General features: G+C 67.1%; 17 protein-coding genes. All 17 read right to left on the bottom strand.

Features of this window, described 5'->3' with window-relative positions; all coding sequences use genetic code 11:
• Positions 1–27 precede the first annotated feature (27 nt).
• The 17 genes from AC0WRY_RS26065 to AC0WRY_RS25985 all read right to left on the bottom strand — a co-directional run bounded on the left by AC0WRY_RS26065 (position 28) and on the right by AC0WRY_RS25985 (position 19136).
• A complete protein-coding gene (locus AC0WRY_RS26065; RefSeq protein ID WP_491121609.1) occupies positions 28–912 on the bottom strand; it encodes an amidohydrolase family protein in 885 nt (294 codons plus the stop codon).
• Positions 909–2030, bottom strand: a complete 1122-nt coding sequence (locus AC0WRY_RS26060; RefSeq protein ID WP_194403645.1) for a vWA domain-containing protein — start codon at positions 2028–2030, stop codon at positions 909–911. The genes AC0WRY_RS26065 and AC0WRY_RS26060 overlap by 4 nt, the downstream gene beginning before the upstream one ends.
• Positions 2027–2908: an AAA family ATPase gene (locus AC0WRY_RS26055; RefSeq protein WP_194403644.1), complete on the bottom strand. Its 882-nt coding sequence runs from the start codon at positions 2906–2908 to the stop codon at positions 2027–2029. The genes AC0WRY_RS26060 and AC0WRY_RS26055 overlap by 4 nt, the downstream gene beginning before the upstream one ends.
• Positions 2909–2918: 10 nt before the next feature.
• Complete coding sequence (locus tag AC0WRY_RS26050; RefSeq protein ID WP_011086158.1) at positions 2919–3941, bottom strand: xanthine dehydrogenase family protein molybdopterin-binding subunit; 1023 nt, start codon at positions 3939–3941, stop codon at positions 2919–2921.
• Between the two features lies 1 nt (position 3942).
• Positions 3943–5538: a xanthine dehydrogenase family protein molybdopterin-binding subunit gene (locus AC0WRY_RS26045; protein ID WP_194403643.1), complete on the bottom strand. Its 1596-nt coding sequence runs from the start codon at positions 5536–5538 to the stop codon at positions 3943–3945.
• Between the two features lie 8 nt (positions 5539–5546).
• Complete coding sequence (locus tag AC0WRY_RS26040; protein ID WP_194403642.1) at positions 5547–6023, bottom strand: (2Fe-2S)-binding protein; 477 nt, start codon at positions 6021–6023, stop codon at positions 5547–5549.
• 3 nt (positions 6024–6026) lie between these two features.
• Positions 6027–6845, bottom strand: a complete 819-nt coding sequence (locus AC0WRY_RS26035) for an FAD binding domain-containing protein (RefSeq protein ID WP_194403641.1) — start codon at positions 6843–6845, stop codon at positions 6027–6029.
• On the bottom strand, positions 6846–7289 hold the full coding sequence (locus tag AC0WRY_RS26030; protein WP_194403640.1) for an SRPBCC family protein: 444 nt from the start codon (positions 7287–7289) through the stop codon (positions 6846–6848). It abuts the gene before it with no gap.
• A 2-nt stretch (positions 7290–7291) separates the two neighbouring features.
• On the bottom strand, positions 7292–7729 hold the full coding sequence (locus AC0WRY_RS26025) for an SRPBCC family protein (RefSeq protein WP_194403639.1): 438 nt from the start codon (positions 7727–7729) through the stop codon (positions 7292–7294).
• A gap of 9 nt (positions 7730–7738) precedes the next feature.
• The gene (locus AC0WRY_RS26020; protein ID WP_194403638.1) at positions 7739–10648 is read right to left on the bottom strand and encodes a flotillin family protein; all 2910 of its coding nucleotides are present in this window, start codon (positions 10646–10648) and stop codon (positions 7739–7741) included.
• A gap of 27 nt (positions 10649–10675) precedes the next feature.
• Positions 10676–11509: a phosphoenolpyruvate hydrolase family protein gene (locus AC0WRY_RS26015; protein WP_194403637.1), complete on the bottom strand. Its 834-nt coding sequence runs from the start codon at positions 11507–11509 to the stop codon at positions 10676–10678.
• 3 nt (positions 11510–11512) lie between these two features.
• Positions 11513–13723 carry an ABC transporter permease gene (locus AC0WRY_RS26010; RefSeq protein ID WP_194403636.1) on the bottom strand — a complete coding sequence of 737 codons (2211 nt, stop codon included), beginning with the start codon at positions 13721–13723 and terminating at the stop codon, positions 11513–11515.
• Positions 13716–14498, bottom strand: coding sequence for an ABC transporter ATP-binding protein (locus AC0WRY_RS26005; protein WP_063202625.1), 783 nt, complete (start codon positions 14496–14498; stop codon positions 13716–13718). Before AC0WRY_RS26005 ends, AC0WRY_RS26010 begins: the two co-directional genes overlap by 8 nt.
• Positions 14491–15573 (bottom strand): branched-chain amino acid ABC transporter permease, encoded by a 1083-nt coding sequence (locus tag AC0WRY_RS26000; RefSeq protein ID WP_194403635.1) that lies wholly within the window; start codon positions 15571–15573, stop codon positions 14491–14493. The genes AC0WRY_RS26005 and AC0WRY_RS26000 overlap by 8 nt, the downstream gene beginning before the upstream one ends.
• A 1-nt stretch (position 15574) precedes the next feature.
• Positions 15575–16585 (bottom strand): branched-chain amino acid ABC transporter permease, encoded by a 1011-nt coding sequence (locus AC0WRY_RS25995; RefSeq protein WP_194403634.1) that lies wholly within the window; start codon positions 16583–16585, stop codon positions 15575–15577.
• A 345-nt stretch (positions 16586–16930) separates the two neighbouring features.
• On the bottom strand, positions 16931–17758 hold the full coding sequence (locus AC0WRY_RS25990; RefSeq protein ID WP_194403633.1) for a helix-turn-helix transcriptional regulator: 828 nt from the start codon (positions 17756–17758) through the stop codon (positions 16931–16933).
• A gap of 127 nt (positions 17759–17885) precedes the next feature.
• Positions 17886–19136, bottom strand: a complete 1251-nt coding sequence (locus AC0WRY_RS25985) for an ABC transporter substrate-binding protein (RefSeq protein WP_194403632.1) — start codon at positions 19134–19136, stop codon at positions 17886–17888.
• Between the last annotated feature and the right edge of the window lie 244 nt (positions 19137–19380).

Below are 19380 nucleotides of genomic sequence, written 5' to 3'. Positions count from 1 at the left end.
TGCCCTCCCTGATCTGTTTCTTGTCTGTCAAAGCCGGTAGACGCGCGTTGCGGTCGTCCTGAAGATGGCGTCCTGCTGCTCGGCGCTGAACGGCGCGGCGGCGGCGCGAAAAGCCTCAACGAGATCGCGATAGCTGGTCCACAATTTCTCGATCGGAAAGTTGGAGCCGAACAGGCAGCGCTCGGCGCCGAAGATCGCGACGGTGTCTGCGAGCACGGCGGCGATGTGCGCGGGATCATTGCGATGGATGAAGGTGCCGAGCCCGGAAAGCTTGGAGACCACGTTGGGACAGGCCGCGAGCCGGGCCATGCCGGCACGCCAGGCCGCGCGTCCCGCGGGCGAGAGGTCTTCGAGCATCCCGGCGTGCTGGAGGATGAAGGTCACCCCGGGGCAGGCTTCGGCGAGCGCCGCGGCGTCCGGCATCTGCGGCGTGAAGACCTGAAGGTCGAAACTCCAGCCATAGTCGGCGAGGCGCTCGACGTTGCGTTGGATCATCGGATCGGCACAGAGGTCCGCGCGGGCTGCAAAGCGGTAGAGCGGGTTCTCGTGCCAGTGCAGCTGCATGCGCACGCCGCGCACCAGCGAGTAGCGATTCAGGCGGTCGAGCTGCGGGCGAACGTCCTCCACGGCAAAATTGGCATAGGCGACGATCGCGTGCGGCCAGCCGTGTTCGTCCGCGGTCTGTTGCCCCCAGGCGGCCTCGTCCTCAAAGCGGTCGTTGGCCCAGTTGGTCTGGACATAGACCGATCGGGTGACGCCGGTGCCTTTGAGGTCGTCGAGATATTCGGCAATCGGATAATCGCGCCGGATCGGCTCGTAAGGTCCGAAGATGCGCGGTTGCATCGGGCCGATCAGCCAGGGCAGGTCGGCCTGCCGCCAGATGTGATGATGGCCGTCGACAATATCGGTCACGCGGCTCTCCTTCGTCCCAGCGCCAGAATATGCGCGACGATCGACGCGCTCGAACCGCCCTCTTCGAGGTCATCGACGAAGCGCTCGATGGCGATCAGCGCCTCGGTCTGCGGGCGGAAGCCGGGGCTTGTCGCCAGGGGCGTCAGCCAGCTCAGGCGCCAGGCCCGCCGCGACAGCTTTGCGACCGCATCGCGCAGCGCATCGGGTTCGCCGCGCTCCAGCCCGTCCGAGACGATCACGACAGCGGCGCCGCGGGCATAGCCGCCGAAGCGGGGCACCGCGAGGAAAGCCTGGAGCGCGTCGCCAATGCGGGTGCCGCCGTCCCAGTCGCTGACCAGATGCGCGGCGGCGTTCATCGCCTGCTCGCGACGCTTCAGCCGCAACGGGCGGGTGACGCGCGTCAGCCGCGTGCCGAAGGTGAACACCTCGACATTGGGCGACGCCTGCACCAGCGCATGCGCCAGCTTCATGTTCTCCTCGGTGCGGCTTTTCATCGAGCCGGAGACGTCGATCAGCAGCAGCATCTTGCGTGGGCGCTGCCGCCGCTTCATGTGACCGAGCCGCAAGATCTCGCCGTCGCTGCGGACAGAGTCGCGTAAAGTACGGCGCAGATCGGCAAACGGCCCGCGCCGCGCGCGCATGCGGCGATGGCCGCGCCGCCGGGGCAGGCGTCGTGGCGCCTCCCGCGCCAGGCGGCGCAGGGCGTCTGTGCCAGCGGCCGGGCCAAAGCGGCGCTCGACCAGCGCCTCGGTACGGGTTGCAGTCAGGCCGGACTCGCTGGCATCATCGGACAGCAGCGGCTCCTCGTCGCCGCGGCCCTCTTCCTGAAGCCGGACCGTCTCGTCGTCCTCCCCCTCGTCGTCGCGCGCAATGGCCTCGCTGCCGCGGAAATGCAGATCGAACAGCCGGTCGAAGGTCGCGCGGCGCTCGGGTGGCGGAGCCAGCGTCGCCAGGGCGGCTTGCCTGACGTGCTCGATGGTGCGCGGGCCGAGCAGCTCGACGGCGGCCAGGAACGTCGTGGTCTGCTCCGGCGCCACGGCAAAGCCGTTCGCCCGCAGCAGCGGGACAAAGGCGACGAAGATGCGGGCGGCGCGCGGCAGCTGCGGTTCGGTGCTCATGCGGTCGCCTCCGCCAGCATGGCATCGAGCCGCGGCGAAATGAAATGCAGATCCTCCTCGTCCTTCAGCGCCACGCCGATCGACCGCTTGAACGCATCGGGCCAACGAGCGCCGCCCTTGTTGAGGAGCGTCGCGGCCTCCGCCCAGTCGACCGCCTCGGCGATGCCGGGCGCCTTGCTGAGGGGCTCGCGCCGCAGCTTCTCCACGGCTGCGACGACGGCGCGGGCGGTGGCCTCGGCGACGCTGGAGGCGCGCATCATGATGATCCGCGCCTCGCGCTCCGCGGTCGGATAGTCGATCCAGTGATAGACGCAGCGGCGGCGCAGCGCTTCGTGCAGATCGCGCGTCCGGTTCGACGTCAGCACGACCACCGGGCGTTCGGCCGCGCGCACCGTGCCGCGCTCCGGAATGGAGATTTGGAAGTCGGAGAGGAATTCGAGCAGGAAGGCCTCGAACTCCTGGTCGGCCCGGTCGATCTCGTCGATCAGGAGCACGGTGGAATCGGGCGCGCGCAGCGCGGCCAGCATGGGACGCTCGATCAGGAAGGTCTCGCCATAGATATCGATGCTCTCGTCGCCGGCCTGGCGGATCGCCAGCATCTGGCGCGGATAGTTCCACTCATAGAGCGCGGCAGAGGCGTCGATGCCCTCGTAGCATTGCAGGCGGATCAGGCGGCGGCCGAGCACTGCGGCGATCGCCTTGGCGGCTTCCGTCTTGCCGACGCCCGGCGCGCCTTCCAGCAGCAGCGGCTTGCCGAGGGCGAGGCCTAGATAGGCTGATGTCGCAAGGCCCTCGTCGGCGAGGTAATAGGCCGCTCGCAGCGCTTTCTCCAGCGCCTCCGGGCTGTCGATGCCGACGATGTTGCTGCGAACCGCCACGGCCGATCCTCTAGCGTCTCGCCTGCGGCCGCGCGCCGCCCTGGCTCTTGATCGCGCGCAACACCTTTTCGGGCGTGATCGGGAGGTCGTCGATGCGGACGCCGACGGCGTTGAAGATCGCGTTCGCAACGGCCGGCAGCACCGGGTTGGCGCACATCTCACCGGGCCCCTTGGCCCCGAAGGGACCATCGGGCGCCGGACGCTCGAGCACGGCGATGTCATGCGGGCAGATGTCGCCGGGGCCGGGCATCAGATATTCGACGAAGTCGCGCGGCCCATGCACGGGATCGGGATAATAGGGCTCCGGGGTCTCGTAGAGCGCGTGGCTGACGCCCATCCAGGCGCCGCCGACCAGCTGCTGCTCGACCAGGCGCGGGTTGAGCGCGCGGCCGAGTTCATAGGCGGAATCCATGCGCACCATCGCGACCTCGCCGGTCTCGTCGTCGACCTCGACCTCGGCGACGAGGCAGGCATGTGCGTAACAGGTCGCCGGCGACATTTCGCCGGTCTCCGGATCGACGTTGGAGAGCGGAACGAGAAAGATGCCGCGTCCCGAGATCGTCTTGCCCTGCTTGAACTGCGCGGCGATCGCGACGTCCTTGGTCGAGATCGAACGGTGCGGCGCGCCCTTGACGTGGATGTTGCCGCGACCGTCGGTTTCGAGATCGGCCGCGTTGACCTCCAGCTCCTCGGCCGCTGCCTCCATCATCACGCCGCGCGCCTCGCGGGCGGCGGCCATCACGGCGTTGCCGACGCGGTGGGTGCCGCGCGAGGCAAACGAGCCCATGCAGTGCGGGCCGGTGTCGGAATCGGCGGTGTCGACATAGACGTCCTCGACGGGCACGCCGAGCGTCTCGGCGCAGATCTGCCGCGTCACCGATTTCATGCCCTGGCCGAGGTCGATCGACGACAGCGCCACCGTGAACTTGCCGCTGGGATTGGAATGCACCAGCGCCTGGCTCGGATCGCCGCCGAGATTCATGCCGATGGGATAGTTGATCGACGCCATGCCGCGTCCGCGATGCCTGGTCATCTCAGCGTCTCCTGGTGCCGAACACGGACGAGAACCGCGTCGCGCCGTGCGATGGCGCGGCCGGGCGCGGCGGGGGAGGCGGCGGCGCCGGCGGGGGCGGATCGCTCGGCGGTTCTCGCGTGACGGTTGGCGGCAGCCGGTCGTAGCTGGTGCGCTGCTGGACCGGCGCCGTCGGCCTCGCGCGCGAAGAATCCGTCGGCGTCGGCGGGATTGCTGCGCGGCTGCCGCCGCCGTCCTTGCGCGAGGATGCGCGCCTGAACTCGTCACGGATCGGCCATTTGGCCTTTTCGGCCGCGACCTGGACGCATTCGATCAGCGCGGTGTTCTTGGCCTCGCGCCGGTGCGCTTTCATGTCGCCGTCGCGATAGGCGTTGAGGATGCGAAACTCCATCGGGTCCATGCCGACGAGGTTCGCGAGCTTGTCCATCTGGCACTCGATGGCAAAGTCCATCGCCGTGACGCCGAAGCCGCGCATGGCGGTTGCAGGCGTGCGGTTGGTGAAGACGCAGTAGACGTCGCCATAGACGTTCGGGATGGTGTAGGGGCCCGGCAGATGCGCGGCGCATTTCACCGCGGCGTAGCTGGACAGCCTTGTATAGGCACCGCTGTCGAAATAGGCCCGGATCTTGCGGGCGACGATGCGGCCGTCGCGCATCACGCCGTCCTTGATGAAGATGCGTTCGGCGCCGCGCGGCGGGCCATATTGCATCTCCTCCTCGCGCCCGAACACGTAGCGGACGGGACGCCCGGTCAGCATGGCGCCGAGGATGGCGAGCGGCTCAGTCAGGGTGTCCACCTTGCCGCCGAAGCCGCCGCCGACGGTGCCGCCGATGAAGTGGAAGGTGTTGGACGGCACGTCCAAAATCTTGGCGCAAGTGTCGACCGAGAAGAACAGCGCCTGCGTCGAGGTATAGACGACGTAGCGGCCGTTGGTGTCAGGCGCAGCGATGGCGCCGTTGGTCTCGGTCGGCGCGTGCTCGATCGGCGACATCTGGTAGCGCTGTTCCAGCACGTGGTCCGCGCCCGCGAGCGCCGCGTCGGCATCGCCGAAGCGCAGGCGCTGGTGGTCGTAGACGTCGTGGTAGATAAAGGCGTTCTTCGGATAGGTCTCGTTGACCACGGGCGCGCCGGGCTTGAGCGCATCCTCGACGTCGAACACGGCCGGCAGCGGTTCATAGTCGACCTTGACCTTCGCGATGGCCTCGAACGCCTCACGCTCGCTGTCGGCAACGATGGCGAGGATCGGTTCGCCCTTGTAGCGGACCTTGTCGACCGCCAATGACGGCTCGTCGTCCTTGCCGAAATTGATCAGGCTCAGAAGCGTGTTGAGATTGACCGGCACGTCGGTGCCGCGGATGATGCGACGCACGCCGGCCGACCGCTCGGCCTCGGTGGTGTCGATACGGCGCAGCCGTGCGTGGGCCTGTGTCGAGCGCACGACCTTCAGGTGCAGCATGCCCTGCAGCTTGTGGTCGTTGAAGTAGCTCGACGTGCCCGTGACATGGCCGAGCATGTCCTGACGCTGGGTGCCCTTGCCGATTTCCTTGAGGTTGTCGTCGCGCTCGTCGGCGAAGATGTCCTTGCGCAGTTCCAGCATGGTTGACCTCAGGCGCTGACCCGGCCGCCGGCGGCGGCGAGGATGGCATTGATGATCGGCTCGTAGCCGGTGCAGCGGCAGATGTTGCCGGAGATGGCCTCGATCACCTCGTCGCGGCTGGGCGACGGATTGCGGTCGAGCAGCGCCTTGGCGGCCATCAGCATCCCCGGTGTGCAATAGCCGCATTGGGCAGCAAAATTGTCGGCAAAGGCGCGTTGCAGCGGATGCAGGTTCGGGCCCTGCTTCATGCCGTCGAGCGTCTCGACCGACCGGCCTGCGACCTTCTCGGCGAGCGTCAGGCAGGAGAGGTGGAGCTCGCCGTCGACCAGCACGCTGCACGTGCCGCAGCCGCCCTGGCCGCAGCCGAATTTCGGCGTCATGTCGCCGATCAGCTCGCGCAGCGCGACCAGCAGATTGGTGCCGCCGTCGACGAAGATCGCGACGTCGCGGCCGTTGTGGCGAAATTGCAGGGGGATCTTGGCCATGCTCTATTCCTGTCCCGACAGCAGGCGCCGCAGATGCACGCCGACGATCTCGCGGCGATACCAGGCGCTGCCGAGCGCGTTGTCGAATGGCGATGTTACCTCGCTCGCCGCGGACGCAGCCGCCGCGATGGTCGCCGTATCCAGCGAGCGGCCCTCCAGCGCACGCTCGGCGGCGCGGGCGCGGATCTGGGTCGGCGCCATCGATCCCAGCGCGATCCGGGCGCCCGCGATCCGGCCGCCGCTGATCGGCAGATGCGCGGCCAGCGTGATGACCGAGCCGCCCTTCGGCTTGATGCGCGCGATCTTGCGATAGCGGAAGGCTTCGGCGCTGGCCGGCCGAGTGCAGGACACCGACAGCACCAACGTCCCGCTCTGCCGGTCGCGCGCCTGCAAGAACTCTTCGATCGGGACATCGCGTGCGCCGAAGCCGCCGGCGACGGCGACGGTCGCATCGAGCGCCAGCAGCGCGACGGTGAAGTCGCCATAGGGACTGGGCGCAAACAGATTGCCGCCGATCGTGCCCATGTTGCGCACGGCCGGACCGCCGATCGAGCGGGCGGGGGCGTGCAGGAAGGCGAGGTCGCGTTCGGCGAGAAGGCGCGCAAAGGTGGCGCCGGCACCGAGCGTGATGCGGGGGCCAGAAGCATCGATCCGGGTGAGAGCTTGATCCTGCGCGCGGACGATTGTCGAGACCGATACATCGCCCTCGTTCAGCGCGCGCATCACCAGCGTGCCTCCGCCGAGATAGCGCGCGCTGCGGTCCGAGGACAGCGCGCCCGCGGCTTCGCTGGCGCTCGTAAAAGTCTTCACTGTCACGGCCATCTATGCGGCCTCCTTCAGATGCCGGCGGATCGCCTCGAAGCCCGCCTGATAGATGTCTTCGGCGACCATGTGGGTGATGCGGTCCTTGTCCTCGGGCTTCGTGGTGAAGCGGGACTCCCAATGCCAGAAGGTGCGGTCACCATCCGTGACCGGCAGCAGGCGGACATGGGCGACGTAGTTGAACATCGGGACCGGCGTATCGAGCAGGCAATAGCTGAAGGATTGTTCCAGGTCCGACAGCGCCAGCAGTTGCTCGCGCAGCTCGGAGCCGTCGTTCAGCTTGAATCGCCTGACGCAACCGATCTTGTCGGAGGATTGCGCGCGTTCGATTGAGGAGGTCGCGACCGCCGGATGCCAGCGGTCATGCCCGTTGAAATCGCGCAGCACGCTCCACACCGCGTTGGTCGGCGTATCCAGGATCGTGCTCTTGACGATGTGCGGCACGGCTAGCCTCCAAACACGCGCTTGAGTGCGTCGAACCCGCCCTGGAACACGCCGCCGCCGATATTGCTCACGAGCTCCGTCTCCCGTTCCGGCGCGCAGTCAAATTCCGCGGTCCATTCCACGAAAGTCTGGTCGCCGTCGGTGACCGGCGTCAGCCGCAGGGTTGCGACGTAGTTCTCGACGCCCATCGGAGAGTCCAGGATCGAATAGGTGCAGAACATGTCATAGTCGGAGAGGCCGAGCAGCTTCTCGCGAATGCGGTCGCCGTTGCGCAGGCGGAAATCGCGCACACACCCGATCTTGTCCGAGGGCTCGCCGCCCTCGATGCGGCTTTCGGCGATCGCCGGATGCCAGTTCGGCAGGCCGTTGAAATCGCGCACCCGCGCCCAGACGCGGTCGTTGCGGGCGTTGACGACGGTGGAGACGTAGACGCGAGCCATGGTGCGACCTCAGCTCTTCTTCCTCGGCCCGCGCTCGGCCGGCGGTTCGCCACCCTCGGCCGCAGGCGGCGTGGCCGCCGGCTTGTCACCGCCGCCACCTCCGCCGCTCTTGCGCGCGGACTCCTTGATGCCCTGCATGTCGCGGGCTTCGCGGATCAGGCCCGGCATCTTGGCAAGGCTGCCGCCCTCGACGCCGATATCCGCCAGGATGGAATCGATCAGCGGCGCCTGGACGCGGTAGCGCAAGGCGGAATCGATCACCTCGTCGGTGGCGCTGCGGCCGCCATTGCCGCCATTCCCGTTGCCGTTGAGGCCGTCGACCTGGAGGATGCGGATGCCCTCGATCTTCTCCATCGGCTTGACGCTCTCGCGCACGATACCCTCGATCCGGTCGAGCAGCTTTCTGCGGAACAGCGAGTAGCGCGCCTGGTCGGTCAGTACGTTCTCGGCCTCGTTGAGCATCCGCTGCGCCTCGGCCTCGACGGCGGCGCGCACCCGCTCGGCCTCGGCTGCGATGCGGGTCTCTTCGGCCTGCTTCTCGGCGAGCATCACCTCTACGGTCCTGCGCCGCTTGGCGATCTCGCTCTCGCGCGCCGTGATGACGCGTTCGGTTGCTTCGGTCGCGCGCATCCGCGCTTCCTCGGCCGACGCCTTGGCGGCAGACTCTTCCAGAGATTTGAGATGGATGGCGATCGCCTTCTCCATCAGGACGGTCTCGACCTCCTTCTCACGATTGACCTCGAGCTTGCGCAGCTCGCGCTCGCGGCCGACGCGGGCTTCATCCAGGCCCCGGTCGGATGCGATGCGGGCGCGCTCGACCTCCTCGCGGGAGGCGATCTCGGCCTCCTGCAGGGATTGCACGCGGGCGACCTCGAGCTGCTCGATGGCGCGGCGGCGCTCGATGCGGGCCGCTTCCAGCGCCTGCTCGCGCGAGACGTCCGTGGTCTCGACCTCCTTGCGCGCGACGATCTCGGCCTGCCGGACCTGGCGGTCGGCATCGATCCGCTCGGACTTCTTGGTCGATAGCGCGATGACGCGGTCCTCGTCGGCAATCTCGATCGCCTTCTTCTGCTCGATGTTGAGCACCTCGCGCTTCTTGGAAGAGTTGATGCGCTCGGCCTCCAGCGCCAGATCGACGGTAATACGCTGGCGCTCGATGGCGTCGCGCCGCTTCAGTTCGGCCGCCTCGAGGACGCCGGTGCGCTCGATTTCCAGCGCGCGGGTGTCGCGCTCGGCCTGGATGCGTTCGGCCGCAACCGCCTTCTCCTGGGCGATGCGGGCCGCCTCGATCGCCTCGCGGGAGGCGATATCGGCCTCCTCGACGGCGCGGTTGCGGGCGATCTCCAGCGAGCGCACGCGCTCCTCCTGGGCGATGCGGCTGGCCTCGGTGGTCTCGCGGGCGGTAATGCCGGCGACGTCCAGCGCCTGGTTGCGCTCAATCTCAAGCTGCCGCGTGCTTTGCTCGGCGGCGATGCGCTCGGCGGCGAGCGTCCGCTCACGGGCGATGCGGGCGGCTTCCACGGCGCGCTGGGCCTCGATCTCGGCCTCCTGGATGGTGCGCACCTGCTGGATCTCCAGCGCGCGGGTGCGCTCGTCCGAGGAGATGCGCTCGACATTGACGATCAGCGTCTGGGCGATGCGGGCCTTCTCGGTGGCCTCGCGGGCGGCGATCTCGGCTTCCTCGACGGCGCGCGTGCGCTCGATCTCGCGGCGCCGCGTCTCCTCCTCGTTGGCGATACGGGCGTCGGTCACGACGCGGTCCTGCTGGATTCGCGCCTTCTCGATGGCTTCGCGGGCCGCGATCTCGGCTTCCTCGATCGTGCGCATGCGCTCGATCTCGCGCTGGCGCACCTCGCGCTCCGACGCAATCCGCGTGGTGTCGATCGAACGCTGGTTGGCGATCCTGGTCTTCTCGATCTCCTCCCGTGCCAGCAGCTCCTTCTCCTCGATGGTCCGCGTCCGCTCGATCTCCTTCTGGCGGGTCTCCCGCTCGGAGGCGATGCGGGCCTCGGCGATGGCCTGGTCATTGGCGATGCGGGCGCGCTCGATGGTCTCGCGGGCGGAGATCTGGGCCTGTTCGGCCTCGGTCTCGCGCAGTGCGCGTTCACGGGCGACTTCCGTGCGCTGCAGGGCGCGGCGCATCTCGATGTCGCGCTCCTGCTCCAGCCGCGCGGTTTCGCTCTCGCGCTCGATCTCGAGGGCCTGCCGCTCGGCCTCCAGATTGCGGGTGCGGATCTTGATCATCGAGTCCTGCTCGATGTCGTTGCGCAGCTTCCGCCTGGCCTCGATGTCCTGCATCAGCTGGGTCAGGCCTTCGGCGTCGAACCGGTTCGACGGGTTGAAGAATTCGAGGTCGGTCTGGTCGAGATCGGTGATGGCGACGGATTCCAGCTCGAGGCCGTTCTGGGCGAGGGCCTCGGCCGCTTCGGTCTTGACCCGCGCGACGTAGTCGCCGCGCCGCTCGTGCATCTCTTCCATGGTCATTTCGGAAGCAACCGAGCGGATCGCGGAGATGAACTTGCCGGCGAGCAGCGCGTGCAACTGCCCGGGCTCCAGGGTGCGGCGGCCGAGCGTGGCCGCGGCGATCGAGACCGCTTCCCGGGTTGGCTGCACGCGGACATAGAAGTCGGCCTCGATGTCGACGCGCATGCGGTCACGGGTGATCACGGCGTCCTGCCGGGAGCGGACGATGCCCATCGGCAGCACGTTCATGTTGACGGGTGTGTAATCGTGGATGAAGGGCAGCACGAACGCGCCGCCGTTGATCACCACGCGTTCGCCGAGGAAACCGGTCCGGACGAACGAGGTCTCCTTGGAGGAACGGTGGTAGAGCCAGTTCACGATATAGACGCCGACCACGATCACGACGATCGCGACGATCAGCCAGAGGATCAATTCACCGACCAACATCCCCGACATCTTTTCCTCCCTCGAACCCTTCCGGCGTTATCGCGCGCCGATCGCCTTGAATTGACGTACCTGCTCCGTCAGCGCCCGTTCCACGGGCAGCCGCTCCATCGAGGACGCGCCGTAGAAGCCGTGGCAATGGCGGGTGTTCTTCATGATGAAATCGGCATCCGCGGGATCCGCGATCGGGCCGCCATGCGCCAGCACCAGGATGTCAGGATTGACGCTGAGCGCGGCGGAGGCCCAGGTGTCGATCTGTGCCGGACAGTCCTCGAGCTTCAATGCGGTCTGCGCGCCGATCGTGCCGCCGGTCGTCAGCCCCATGTGACAGACGACGATGTCGGCGCCGGCGATCGCCATCGCGGCGGCCTCCTTCTCGCTGAACACATAGGGCGTCGTCAGCATGTCCTTGTCATGCGCCTTCGCGATCATGTCGATCTCGAGGGCATAGGACATGCCGGTCTCTTCGAGATTGGCACGGAAGGTGCCGTCGATCAGGCCGACGGTCGGAAAGTTCTGGACGCCGGCAAATCCGAGCGCTTTCAACTGGTCGAGGAACACGTCCATGTCGCGGAACGGATCGGTGCCGTTGACGCCCGCGAGCACCGGCGTCCGGGTGACCACGGGCAGCACTTCGCTCGCCATCTCGACCACGATGGCGTTGGCATCGCCATATGCCATCAGGCCCGCGAGCGAGCCGCGGCCGGCCATGCGATAACGGCCGGAATTGTAGATCACGATGAGATCGACGCCGCCGGCCTCTTCGCATTTCGCGGAGAGCCCCGTGCCGGCGCCACCGCCGACGATCGGCTCGCCGCGACGCGCCATGTCGCGAAACCGTTTCAGAAGGGCAGCGCGTTCAAACCGGGCCATCGGTCACCTCGCTAGTCTCCGCCGTGCGCCGGTGCGGCCGAACAGGGTTCGGAACGCGCTGACGACAGTGGCGGCAAACTCGGGATCGTTGATGTTCTTAGGCGTGCGGATGAGCTGGCGGTTGCCGGTCTGCCGCACATCGCGCTCGAGCGTGCGGAACAGCGCGGCGTCGGCGTCCGGATCCCAGAACGGCTGGCCGCGCGCATCGAGCGCGGAGACGCCCCCCTCGGGCAGGAAGAAGCGCACGGGGCCGTCCATCTGGTTGAGCCGCTCGGCGATCCAGCGGCCCATGCGCTCGTTCTCTTCGACGCTTGTCCGCATCAACGTCGCCTGCGGATTGTGGACGTGGAATTTGCGGCCGCGGTAGCGCTCGGGAATGGTGTCGGGCGCGCCGAAATTGACCATGTCGAGCGCACCGACCGAGCCGACGTAAGGCAGCCGGCTGCGGATGATCGCGCCAAAGCGGTCCTCCGTCGCCGGAAACACGCCGCCCATCAGGAGATCGCAGATCTCGGTCGTGGTGAGGTCGATGATGCCGGCAAGCTGGCCGGACTCGACGAGCTTCTCCATGGAACGGCCGCCGACGCCGGTGGCATGGAAGACCAGGCACTCAAAATCCTCGCGCAACTCGGCGGCGATCTTCTGCACCGCCGGCGTCGTCACGCCGAACATGGTGATGCCGACCGAGGGCAAGCCACCGGCCTCGCGGGCGGTCGACGTGCGCGCATCGAGCCGTGCCTTGACCATGCCGGCGATCGCGTTGGCGCCGTTGGCCAGCACCGCGCGCGAGATCGAGTTCAGCCCCTGCACGTCGGTGACGGAATACATCATCGTGATATCGGCGGGGCCGACATAGGGGCCGACGTCGCCGGACGCGACGGAGGAGATGATCAGCTTGGGCACGCCGATGGGGAGCGCGCGCATGCCCGGGGCAACCAGCGAGGCCGCGCCCGAGCCGCCGGCCGAGATCACGCCGGCGACGTTGCCCTGGCGCCGCAGCCAATTGGCGAACGCGTCGGCCATCGCCGTCACGGCAGCGCCGCGATCCGGGCCGAACACGGCGGAGCCGCCGCGGCCGTGGTTCAGGGCGATCTCCTGCGCGGAAACATCGCAGCTGGAATGCCTGCCGCTGGTCGAGACGTCGACGAGGCGCGTGCGCAGGCCGCTTTCGGCGATGATGTCGCGGAGGAAGCGCAGCTCCACGCCCTTGGTGTCGAGCGTGCCGACGACCAGTACGACAGGCGGGCCGGCTGTCTGCGCCGCTACGGGCTCGCGCTTGCGCCGCGCGGTCTCGTCGAGCCGCGCGACCTGGGTCGAGAGCGTGCGCGCCGCCGCCTCGATGCGGGCGATCGGCACCGGCTGCGACCACCGCGTCGGCAGCGTCGGGTTGGAGATGTAGATGCGGATCGGCCCGTCGCGGCGCGGAGCGGGCGCCGGTTTGGCTTCGGTGCCGGACGCGGCGACGTCGAGGTCCGGCTCGAGCTCGGCGTGAAGCCCGACGCCGAGCAGGCGCTGCTGCAGCTCGCGGTCGGCCGCGAGCCGGGCGGACTCGATGATGCGGTTGATGCGGCCGTTGACCATGATCGCGACGTTGCGCGAGATCGCGGTGGCGACGCCGATGTTCTGCTCGATCACGAGCACGGACATGTCGCCGTCCTCGCCAAGCCGCAGCAGCATCTCCTCGACCTGCGCGACGATGACGGGCGCGAGCCCCTCGGTCGGCTCGTCCATGATGAGCAGATGCGGATTGGTGAGCAGCGCGCGCGAGATCGCCAGCATCTGCTGCTCGCCGCCGGAGAGCTGGCCGCCGCCGTGACCCTTGCGTTCGGCAAGGCGCGGGAAGGTGTCGTAGATGCGTTCGACGGTCCAGGGGCCCGAGCGCATTCCGCCGGCGAGCTGCAGATGCTCGTCGACGCTGAGCGAGCGCCAGAGCCGGCGGCCCTGCGGCACATAGCCGACACCGAGCCGGGCGATCTGGGCCGACGGCCGCCGCGTGACGTCCTCACCGCGAACACGGATCGAGCCGCCGCTCACGCTCACCAGCCCCATGATCGCCTTGCACAGCGTGGTCTTGCCCATGCCGTTGCGGCCGACGACGGAGAACACGCCGCTCTCCAGCGTGAGGTCGACGCCTTGCAGCGCGTGCGAATGGCCGTAATAGACGTCGAGGCCGCGGACCTCGAGCGCGGCGGCGGAGCGGCGGGGCTCATTCATGGCCGCCTCCGAGATAAAGCTCCTGCACTTCGGGGTCGGATTGAATCTCTTCCGGCAGGCCCTCCTTGAAGATGCGGCCGTTGTGCATCATCGTGACGCTCTCGACGACGCGGAGCGCCACGTCCATGTCGTGCTCGATGATGATGTAGCCGATATGCGCCGGCAGCGAGGTCAGGATCTCGATCAGCTCGGCCCGTTCGGTCGGCGACAGGCCGGCGGCCGGCTCGTCGAACAGCACGAAGCGCGGGGCACCGGCGAGCGCGAGCGCAATCTCGAGCTGGCGCTGCTGGCCGTGCGCTAGCTCGGCCACGCGCTGGTCCTTCACTGCGGACAGATGCACGGCCTGCACGAGGTTGTCGGCCGCATGCATCAAGGCGTCGTTCTGCCCCGGCCGCAGGAACGAGAAGCGCCCGCGCGAGACGCCACGGCAGGCGAGATAGACATTGTCCTGCACGGTGAGGCCGGGGAACAGCGCCGAGATCTGGTAGGTCCGGCGCAGCCCGCGGCGGATGCGTTCGTAGGGCGGGAAGTGCGTGACGTCCTCGCCGAAGAAACGGATTGTGCCGGAGGAGGGCGGGAAATCGCCTGTGATGCAATTGAACAGCGTGGTCTTGCCGGCACCGTTGGAGCCGAGCACGGCGCGCCGCTCGCCGGGACGCACGGTGATGGTGATGTCGGTCAACGCCGCCAGTGCGCCGAACAGCCGCGTCACGCCGCGCAGCTCCAGCGCGGCGCCGGCGCCGACGGCCGAGAGGCGCTGCGCGACGCTATCCATGACCGCGTCCTCCGCCCGGTCGATCTGCAGGCGGCCGCTGGCTCTGGCGCCAGCGCTGCCACAGGCCGATGACGCCGTCCGAGGACCAGAACACGATGGCGAGGAAGCCGAGCCCGATCAGCAGCCGGAACCGGTTGCCGTCAAGCCCGAGCTTGATCAGAACGTCGAGCGCGAACGTGCGCAGCAGCACGAAGATCAGCGCGCCGATGAAGGGACCGATCGGGCGCGTGATGCCGCCGACGACGGCGATGATCAGCACGTCGATGCAGGCTCCGACGCTGACCGAGCCCGGCGAGATCTGGCGATAGTTCCAGACCTGGAGCACGCCGGCGAGTGCGGCCACGAAAGAGGCGAAGGCATAGGCCGCGACGCGGTGCGCATTGACGTTGAAGCCGAGCGCCGCCATGCGGCGCGGATTGTCGCGCACGCCCTGCAGCGCAAGGCCGAAGGGTGCGCGCGAGAGATACTCGACCGCGAAGTAGCAGAGCGCGGCGACCGCGAGCACGATGTAATAGAAGGGAATGTCGGCGCGCCAGTTCACGCCCCAGAAGCGCGGCGTGGCCACGTTGTTGATGCCGGTGTGGCCGTTGAAGATCGCCCAGTTCTGGTTGGTGAAATAGTAGAAGGCAGCTCCGATCGCCAGCGTGATCATGATGGTGTAGATGCCTTCGGTGCGTACCGCGAGCGCGCCGCCGAGCGTGCCGAAGGCGGTCGCGAGCGCCAGCGCCATGGGGACCGCGAGCCACCACGGCCAGCCCAGGCTGATATTGGCGTTTCCGCTGACGCCGAACACCGCGACCATGTAGGCCGAGAAGCCCGCGATGGTGAGCTGCATCAGGCTGACCATGCCGCCATAGCCGGCAAGGAACATCAGGCTCAGCGCCATGGTCCCGAGAATCAAGGTGGAGGCGAAGATCTCGATCAGGAAGAAGCCGTTGGCGATCAGCGGCATGATGACGAGAATGAGCGCGACGATCCAGGCGGCGGGATTGCTGAACTCTGGCCATGTCCGCGCCGCGCGTTGCGCCATGGTGGCGGGGCGACCGGCAATGCGGGCATCGTGGGTGAGCGACATGTCAGCGCCTCGCCAACAGGCCTTGCGGCCGGATCGCCAGCACCAGCACCATGATCAGGAAGGTCACGACGATGGCATAGGTCGGGATGTAGACCGAGCCGAGCTGCTCGGCGAGGCCGATGATCAGCGCGCCGAGCGCGGCGCCCGGGATCGAGCCCATGCCGCCGACGATCACGACCACCAGGGACGCAAGCAGGAAGCGGATGTCCTCGCCGGGCGACAACGACTGGAAGGTGCCGCCGACGACGCCGGCGATGCCCGCCAGCCCCGCGCCGAACGCGAACACGGCTACGAAGACGAGCTGGATCCGGACACCGGTCGCGGCGAGGATATCGCGGTCGTCGACGCCGGCGCGGATGATCATGCCGATGCGGGTGCGATTAAGCGCGAGCCACATCGCAACACCGATGATCACGGATGCCGCGAAGATCACCAGCCGCACCATGGGGTATCTGAGATACACCGGCTCGCCCGAGGATTTGACCGCGGTGATCAGCGGCAGCTCGATGGGGCCGATCAGCCAGTTCGGCGTCTGGATCTGGTAGAAGTCACCGCCGCAGGCCCACAGCATGAGGTCGGCGAACACGATCGACAGGCCGATCGTCACCATGGTCTGCCTGAGATCCTGTCCCTCCATCCGGCGGAACACGATCACCTGGAGCAGCACGCCGACCACGGCGGTGAGGATGAAGGCAACGATGAAGCTGAGGACCCAGGATCCGGTCGCCGAGCTGATGGCGTAGCCGATATAGCCGCCGAACAGATAGAGCGAGCCGTGCGCCAGGTTGACGTTGCGCATCAGGCCGAAGATCAGCGTGAAGCCGCTGGCGACGAGGAAGTAGAGTCCGCCGAGCGTGATGCCGTTGAAGACGGCATTGAGGAAGACGCGCTTGCGGCCGACGGCCTCTTCGAGGCCCGGCGGCCAGACCGCGAAGATCAGCCAGAGCGCGACGGCAATCGCGATGATCACGATCAGCGCCCAGGCCGGATGGCGTTCGACAAAGCGGCTCATGACGAGCCCCCTGTCTTGACCTCGCCCCGCTTGCGCGGAGAGGTCGGATTGCGCGCGAGCGCAATCCGGGTGAGGGGGGCGCTCCACCTGTCGAACTGCCGCAGTCCGCGCGGAAGCTCCGCCTCACCCCAACCCTTTCCCCGCAAGCGGGGAGAGGCAGCAGTCAGGCCGTAGCGCTCCGCGCCGTCCTCTGAATGCAGGTCAGACAGCCTCGCAGCGGCTGCACACCTCGCCATGGACGCACGTCCTCCCTGGACTCGCGATCCTCTTTCGGGATCGCGTTGCCGGCATCCTAGCGAGGCTCGGAGGGGAACGTTTGATCGTGAGTATCTTTTCGCGTGGATATCAGGCGCGCAAGATCTTGGCCGCGCGGCGGTAGTCGGTCGGGGCCATCCCGACATTGGCGGCGAAGAAACGGGTGAAGCCGCTCTGCGAGGAGAAGCCGAGATCGAAGCCGATATCGGCGATCGGTGTCTCGCTTGCCACCAGCGCTTCGAGCGCCTGTTCCATGATCAGCGTGTTGAGATAGAGGTTCGGCGTCACGCCGGTCTGGACGCGGAACAAGCGGTAGAAGTGCGGCCGCGACAGGCCGGATTCCCGCGCGATGGTGTCGAGCTCGATCTCGGCGCCGGGGCTCTCCGACATCATCTTGATGCATTTGCGCACGCGGAAATCGGTGACGGATCCATTTGCGCGCGGATCGCGCGCGATCTCGGCCTGCTGCCAGCTTTCGTCGTAACAGATGTCGATCAGCCGCCGCAGCTCGGAATCCAGGCTGGAGAGCGATGGTGCGCCGCAAACGAGCGCGGCGGTCCGCCTGATATGCTTGTCGAGGGCCGGCGTGCGCTTGAACTGGGTGCGGCCGAAGCGCAGCCGGTGGGTGCCGGAGGCATCGGGCGCAAACCATTCGGCATTGACATAGAGCACGAAGAAGATCGCGCCGCCGTCCATGTCGGCGGGCAGGAAATTGTGCGGTTCCCACGGATTGACCGCGACGACGGACGTCTCGTCGAGATCATGGTGCCCCTCGCAAACGTCGATGCATGCGGGCATGCCGCCGACATGGAAGATCAGATGACCTTCACGATGGGCGTGGATATTGAAAGGGCGGTTCAACTGATAAACCGTCGCCCGACCGAACCGGCCGTGGAAGACGGCGAGCGCACGGCTCATGCCTTCCCCTCCCGAATGTTCTTGTCTTTTCGGCTAGCGTTCAACAACGCCGCCGAGATTGCAAGAGCGGAGAGCGACCGCGTCAGCAAGTCGCTCCCCCATCTTGCGTGGTGGCAGTCGTGATGCGTCAGTATTTCTTACATTCCGGCACGGTGCGGCTCGGCAGTCCGATCTTGGAGAACACGGCCGGATCGTAGCCAAGCGTCTGGTTCACGTTCGGGATCACCTTCACGACCTTGCTGAACAGCGCGCCCTTGCCGTCATCCACGACCTCGGTGACGAAGTTGGTGCCGATCGCCTGGCGGTTGGAATCGAGCTTGATCTTGCCGTTCGGCGCGTCGATCTCGATCTTCGCCAGCGCAGCCTTGAACTTCGACTGATTGTTGCTGAGATCGCCGTTGACCTCACGCAGGGCCAGGATCAGCGCCATCGTCGAGCCGTAATAATTGGTGGCCAGCAGGGACGGGCTGGGGAAGCGTTTGTTGGGCGGGAAGGCGTCCTGATAGGCCTTCACGAATTTCTGCCAGCCCGGATCCTCCCAGGTGTCGGCCTGGCCGCTCGCCGCGATGGTGCCGATCAGGGCGTTTTTGGCATTGCCCTTGGACGACAGGATGGTCTGGTCGATCATGATGGAGCCGCCCATCAGATGCGCCTTGCCGCCGGCCTGCTGATACTGGTTGAGGAAGTTGACGGCGTCCGCGCCGCCGAGGCCGAGATAGATCGCATCGACGTCGTCGGGCAGCGCGGCGATCACCGAAGCGAAATCCTTGGTGCCGAGCGGCACCCATTGCCGGTTGGTGACCTGTCCGCCGGCGCCGCAGAACTCGAGCACGAGGCCGAACACCTGGGTGTAGATGAAGGAATAGTCCTCGCCGACGGTTGCGATCTTGCGATATTTCTTCTCGTCATAGGCGTATTTGCCGAGGCCGACCTGCCACTGTGCGCCATCCATGTTGTAACGGAAGAAGTTCGGGGCAGGGTCGACATAGGTCGTTTCCTGCGCGCCCGATGCGGCGTTGATGAAGGTCAGCTCCGGATGGGTCTTGGCGAAGTTCTTCACCGCAATGCCCTCGTCGCCGGAAAGCGGCGACAGCAGGATTTGCACCTTGTCCTGCTCGATCAATTTTCGCACGGCGCGCACGGCGGAGTCCGGCGTCGCGTCGGTCGAGGCGACGATGAATTCGAGCTCCTTGTCGCCGATCTTCTTGCCCAACACGTTGAGCGCGGTCTGGTGGCCGCGCATGCCGTCCTCGCCGAGCACCGTGTAGGTGCCTTCGAGGGTCGCGGTCACGCCCACCTTGATCTTCTCCTGGGCGATCGCCGCGCTTGAAAGAAACAGGCTGCTCAGCGCGAGCAGTCCTATGCTGCATTTCGACATTGTGCTCCTCCCTGTGTCGTCGATTATTGCCGCACCGGGCGGTGCGGCGCCCCGTGACTTTCGAAGGCTGGCTCTCGAAGGTCCGCGGCTTTGAAAGGAAGCTAACCGAAGTCGCCCGCAGTGCATGCGTGAGGGCCTAGCCCGGCTTGACGGGCAGTCTCATTTTCGAATGCTGCGGCGCAAATGGTTCCGCGCTGCAGCAGTGCGGTCACAGGAACGCTTCCGGCAGGCCCCTGTTAGCGGA

This window comes from Bradyrhizobium sp. T-12, from assembly GCF_058314695.1.
This window is presented reverse-complemented; position numbering and strand designations above follow the sequence as displayed.

Bases quoted from the DNA above. Each gene is read 5' to 3' on its own strand.
- AC0WRY_RS26025 (WP_194403639.1), bottom strand. From the start codon at position 7,729: ATGGCTCGCGTCTACGTCTCCACCGTCGTCAACGCCCGCAACGACCGC.
- AC0WRY_RS26010 (WP_194403636.1), bottom strand. From the start codon at position 13,723: ATGAATGAGCCCCGCCGCTCCGCCGCCGCGCTCGAGGTCCGCGGCCTC.
- AC0WRY_RS26060 (WP_194403645.1), bottom strand. From the start codon at position 2,030: ATGAGCACCGAACCGCAGCTGCCGCGCGCCGCCCGCATCTTCGTCGCC.
- AC0WRY_RS26020 (WP_194403638.1), bottom strand. From the start codon at position 10,648: ATGTCGGGGATGTTGGTCGGTGAATTGATCCTCTGGCTGATCGTCGCG.
- AC0WRY_RS26015 (WP_194403637.1), bottom strand. From the start codon at position 11,509: ATGGCCCGGTTTGAACGCGCTGCCCTTCTGAAACGGTTTCGCGACATG.
- AC0WRY_RS26040 (WP_194403642.1), bottom strand. From the start codon at position 6,023: ATGGCCAAGATCCCCCTGCAATTTCGCCACAACGGCCGCGACGTCGCG.
- AC0WRY_RS25990 (WP_194403633.1), bottom strand. From the start codon at position 17,758: ATGAGCCGTGCGCTCGCCGTCTTCCACGGCCGGTTCGGTCGGGCGACG.
- AC0WRY_RS26045 (WP_194403643.1), bottom strand. From the start codon at position 5,538: ATGCTGGAACTGCGCAAGGACATCTTCGCCGACGAGCGCGACGACAAC.
- AC0WRY_RS26005 (WP_063202625.1), bottom strand. From the start codon at position 14,498: ATGGATAGCGTCGCGCAGCGCCTCTCGGCCGTCGGCGCCGGCGCCGCG.
- AC0WRY_RS26050 (WP_011086158.1), bottom strand. From the start codon at position 3,941: ATGACCAGGCATCGCGGACGCGGCATGGCGTCGATCAACTATCCCATC.
- AC0WRY_RS26000 (WP_194403635.1), bottom strand. From the start codon at position 15,573: ATGTCGCTCACCCACGATGCCCGCATTGCCGGTCGCCCCGCCACCATG.
- AC0WRY_RS26035 (WP_194403641.1), bottom strand. From the start codon at position 6,845: ATGGCCGTGACAGTGAAGACTTTTACGAGCGCCAGCGAAGCCGCGGGC.
- AC0WRY_RS25985 (WP_194403632.1), bottom strand. From the start codon at position 19,136: ATGTCGAAATGCAGCATAGGACTGCTCGCGCTGAGCAGCCTGTTTCTT.
- AC0WRY_RS25995 (WP_194403634.1), bottom strand. From the start codon at position 16,585: ATGAGCCGCTTTGTCGAACGCCATCCGGCCTGGGCGCTGATCGTGATC.